4 protein-coding genes are annotated in these 3,683 nt (G+C 75.9%); 2 read left to right on the forward strand and 2 right to left on the reverse strand.

Annotated features, from left to right (window positions below):
- Positions 1–1,240, reverse strand: a 1,240-nt coding sequence (locus CTKZ_RS18150) for a DEAD/DEAH box helicase (RefSeq protein WP_148090517.1), incomplete at its 3' end; no start/stop codon positions are given.
- A 265-nt stretch (positions 1,241–1,505) separates the two neighbouring features.
- On the opposite strand from CTKZ_RS18150, the gene CTKZ_RS18155 reads away from it, so the two are divergent.
- The gene (locus CTKZ_RS18155; RefSeq protein WP_124344245.1) at positions 1,506–2,141 is read left to right on the forward strand and encodes a CYTH domain-containing protein; all 636 of its coding nucleotides are present in this window, start codon (positions 1,506–1,508) and stop codon (positions 2,139–2,141) included.
- 91 nt (positions 2,142–2,232) lie between these two features.
- Positions 2,233–3,171 carry a VOC family protein gene (locus CTKZ_RS18160; protein WP_124344246.1) on the forward strand — a complete coding sequence of 313 codons (939 nt, stop codon included), beginning with the start codon at positions 2,233–2,235 and terminating at the stop codon, positions 3,169–3,171.
- A gap of 111 nt (positions 3,172–3,282) precedes the next feature.
- Here the strand turns inward: CTKZ_RS18160 and CTKZ_RS18165 are convergent.
- A partial coding sequence (locus CTKZ_RS18165) for a CHAD domain-containing protein (protein ID WP_124344247.1) occupies positions 3,283–3,683 on the reverse strand: 401 nt, incomplete at its 5' end.

Here is a 3,683-nt window from a genome sequence, read left to right on the forward strand (position 1 = left end):
CACCGGACCCGCGCGAGCCGCCGCCCTGCGACGCGCGCGAGGAGGTGGCCGGAGCGGCGGGGGCGGGGGCGACCGGGGCCGCGACCTCACCGACGAGCGCGGCGAGGTGCGCGTCGCCGAGGGCGACGGGTCGCGGCTGCGCCGTGATCTTGGCGGCCCGCGTGAGGGCGCGGACGTCGGCACGCTGCTCGGGGAGCACGAGCGTCACGACGTCGCCGCCGGCGCCGGCGCGCGCGGTGCGGCCGGAGCGGTGCAGGTACGCTTTGTGCTCGGCGGGCGGGTCGACGTGCACGACGAGGCCGACGTCGTCGACGTGGATGCCGCGCGCGGCGATGTCCGTCGCCACGAGGACGCGGACGGCGCCGGACGAGAACGCCTCGAGGTTGCGCTCGCGCGCGCCCTGACCGAGGTTGCCGTGCAGGTCGACGGACGGGATGCCGTCGGCCGTGAGCTGCTTCGCGAGCTTCTTGGCCTGGTGCTTGGTGCGCATGAAGAGCACGCGGCGGCCCGTGCCGGACGCGAGCGCGCGCACGACGGCCTTCTTGCTGTCGGCGTCGGCGACCTCGAGCAGGTGGTGCGTCATCGCGGCGACGGGGGACTGCGCGGTGTCGACGGCGTGCTCGACGGGCTTGGTGAGGTAGCGCTTGACGAGCACGTCGACGCCGTTGTCCAGCGTCGCGGAGAACAGCAGGCGCTGGCCGGTGCGCGGCGTGCGGTCGAGCAGACGCTTGACGACGGGCAGGAAGCCGAGGTCGGCCATGTGGTCGGCCTCGTCGAGGACGGTGACCGCGACGTCGTCGAGCGACACCAGGCCCTGCCGGAGCAGGTCCTCGAGGCGGCCGGGGCACGCGACGAGGATGTCGGCGCCGCGCTGGAGCGCGGTGACCTGGCGGGACTGGGCGACGCCGCCGAACACGACGGTGGTGCTCAGGCCCGCGGCGGCGGCGAGGGGGGCGATCGTCGCGTCGATCTGGCTCGCGAGCTCGCGGGTCGGGGCGAGGACGAGCGCGCAGGGCCGGGACGGCGCGGTGCGGCGCCCGGCGGCGGCGGTGCGCGCGACGACGGGGATCGCGAACGCGAGCGTCTTGCCGGAGCCGGTGCGGCCGCGGCCGAGGACGTCGGTGCCGGCGAGCGAGTCGCGCAGCGTGGCGGTCTGGATGGGGAACGGGCTGGTGATGCCGTCGTCCGCGAGGGCGCGGACGAGCACGGCGGGCACGCCGAGATCGGCGAAAGTGGTCACAGGTGGGGGCCTCTCGGGGAGGGTCGTCGGAGCCGCCGCAGGTTCGACCGGGGGTCTCCACGACGCGGGGCGCGCGGGTGTCGCGCTGCCCGGGGATGTCACCAGGGTCTCACACACCGGGCCCGACGTGCCTGTGACGTCCACCGCGCCGCGCGCCGGGGTGCGACGGTGGGGGGCGTCGCGCCGGCCTCCCGTGCCGCGGTGTTCCCGCTGGCTACGCTCGGGGGATGCACACCACGGGGTCCCGCACGGGGCGGTCGGGCCGATGAGCGACACGGGCTACGGCGACTTCGAGTTCGAGCGCCGGTTCTTCGTCGACCGGCTGCCCACGGAGCTGCTCGAGGAGACTCCGACCCTCATCGTGCAGAGCTACCTGCTCGCGGAGGACGGGTTCGCGGTGCGGGTGCGCGCGCAGGCCTCGGGGATCGAGGGCATCGACCCGCACGCCGACGAGCTCGCGGTGCTCGAGGCGCACCTCGACGCGGTCGACTTCTGCGCGATCACCGTCAAGGGCCCGATGGTCGAGGGCACGCGCTACGAGGCCGAGCGCGAGCTGGACCCGCTGGTCGCGGTGGAGATCGTCCGGCGGGCCCCGGCGCGCGTCGCGAAGCTGCGGCACTCGGCGTGGCTCGGGGCGGACGGCTGGGTCATCGACGTGTTCGCCGGCGGGAACGCGCCGCTCGTCGTCGCGGAGGTGGAGCGCGGCGGGCCGGTCACGGACCTCGTCGTGCCGGAGTTCTGCACGACCGAGGTCACGACCGACGCGCGCTTCGCGAACGACGGGCTGGCGCGGCGGCCGTTCGGGGAGTGGGCCAGGGAGTGGCGCGCGGAGCTGCTCGCGACCGGGCCGCGGTTCCTGACCGGACTCGGCCACAACCACCTCCCGGGCGAGACGGACTGACCTCGACGGGGTGGACCGGCGGTGCGGTCCGGGAACAAAGTTGAATCATCAACTATTGTACGGAGGAGAGCCCAACCCCTGGAGGTCCCCGATGCCCACCGCTCCCACCCCCGGCCAGGGTGCCGCCGTCCGGAGCGTCGCCCGCGCCCCGCACGACTCCATCGCCGCCGGCACGGGCATGGACGCCGTGACGCTGCTCGTCGGCGACCTCGACCGCCAGCTGCGGTACTACCGCGACGCGATCGGCCTCGACGTGCTGCCCGACCCCGGCGAGCGGTTCGGCGACGCGCGCCCCGACGTCGTGACCCTGGGCCGCGGCACCACGGCGCTCGTCGTCCTGCGGCACACGCCCGACCTCCCGCCCGCGCAGCGCGGCTCGGCCGGCCTCTTCCACACCGCGCTCCTGTTCGACGACCGTGCGGGCCTCGCCGCGACGCTCGCGTCCGTCGCGCAGCGCGCCCCCGAGACCTACGTCGGCTCCGCCGACCACCTCGTCTCGCTCGCCTTCTACCTCACCGACCCCGAGGGCAACGGCGTCGAGCTCTACTGGGACCGCAGCCGCGACCAGTGGCAGCACGACGCCGACGGGCGGGTCGTGATGGACTCCCTGCGGCTCGACCCGAACGGCTTCGTCCGCGACCACCTCGCGCAGGACCTGGACCAGCGGCCCGAGGGCGACGCGGTCGTCGGGCACGTCCACCTGCAGGTCGGCGACGTGGCGTCCGCCCGCGCGTTCTACGTCGACGCGCTCGGCTTCGACGTCACCGCCGAGTGGCACGGCGCGCTCTTCGTGTCCGCCGGCGGGTACCACCACCACCTCGCGATGAACACGTGGAACAGCGCCGGTGCGGGCCCGCGGGCGTCCGCGCTCGGTCTCGGCGAGGTGCGGATCGTCGTGCCCACCGCCGACGACCTCGGCGCGCTCGCCGAGCGCGTCGCGTACGCCGGCACGCGTCCCGTCGACGACGGCGCGACGCTGCTGTTCGAGGACCCGTGGCGCAACGTGGTCCGGGTGAGCGCCGCGGCCTGACGTCCCGCCCGGCCCGCGCGGGCGGCTGCTCCGACGGGCGGCCGCCTGCGCTGCCGTCCGTGGAGTGCGCGATGCTGTCACCGGAGTGCGCGCTGCCGTCGTGGTGCGCGCTCAGGTCGTCCAGGCGCGGTGCTTCGGCGCGAGCGCCCGGCGGATCGCCCGCAGGGCGTCGCGCTCCGCGGACTGTGCCGCCGCCTGCTCCAGGGCGTGCAGCCGCCCGAACGTGAACGCGTTGTCCCCGTCGAGGTGCGCCTGCACGCCGAGCCGGCGCAGCGTCTCGCGCCGCACCACGGTGTCCTGCTGGCGCCCGAGCACGTCCTGGACGTCGTGCGCGCGTGATGCGCTGCGCCGTGCCGGCCGCCCGACCACGAGGGCCGCCGTCGTGGCCGCGTACCGCGCGCGGCGGGCGGCCTTGCGGACCTCGTGCCGCGCCGGGTCGCGTGCGTCGACCGCCAGGCGCTCGGCCTCCTCCGCCCGCCGTTCGAGCCGGCGCCACGCACGCGCCACCCGCC

The sequence above is a fragment of the Cellulomonas algicola genome, from assembly GCF_003851725.1.
Lineage (GTDB): Bacteria > Actinomycetota > Actinomycetes > Actinomycetales > Cellulomonadaceae > Cellulomonas > Cellulomonas algicola.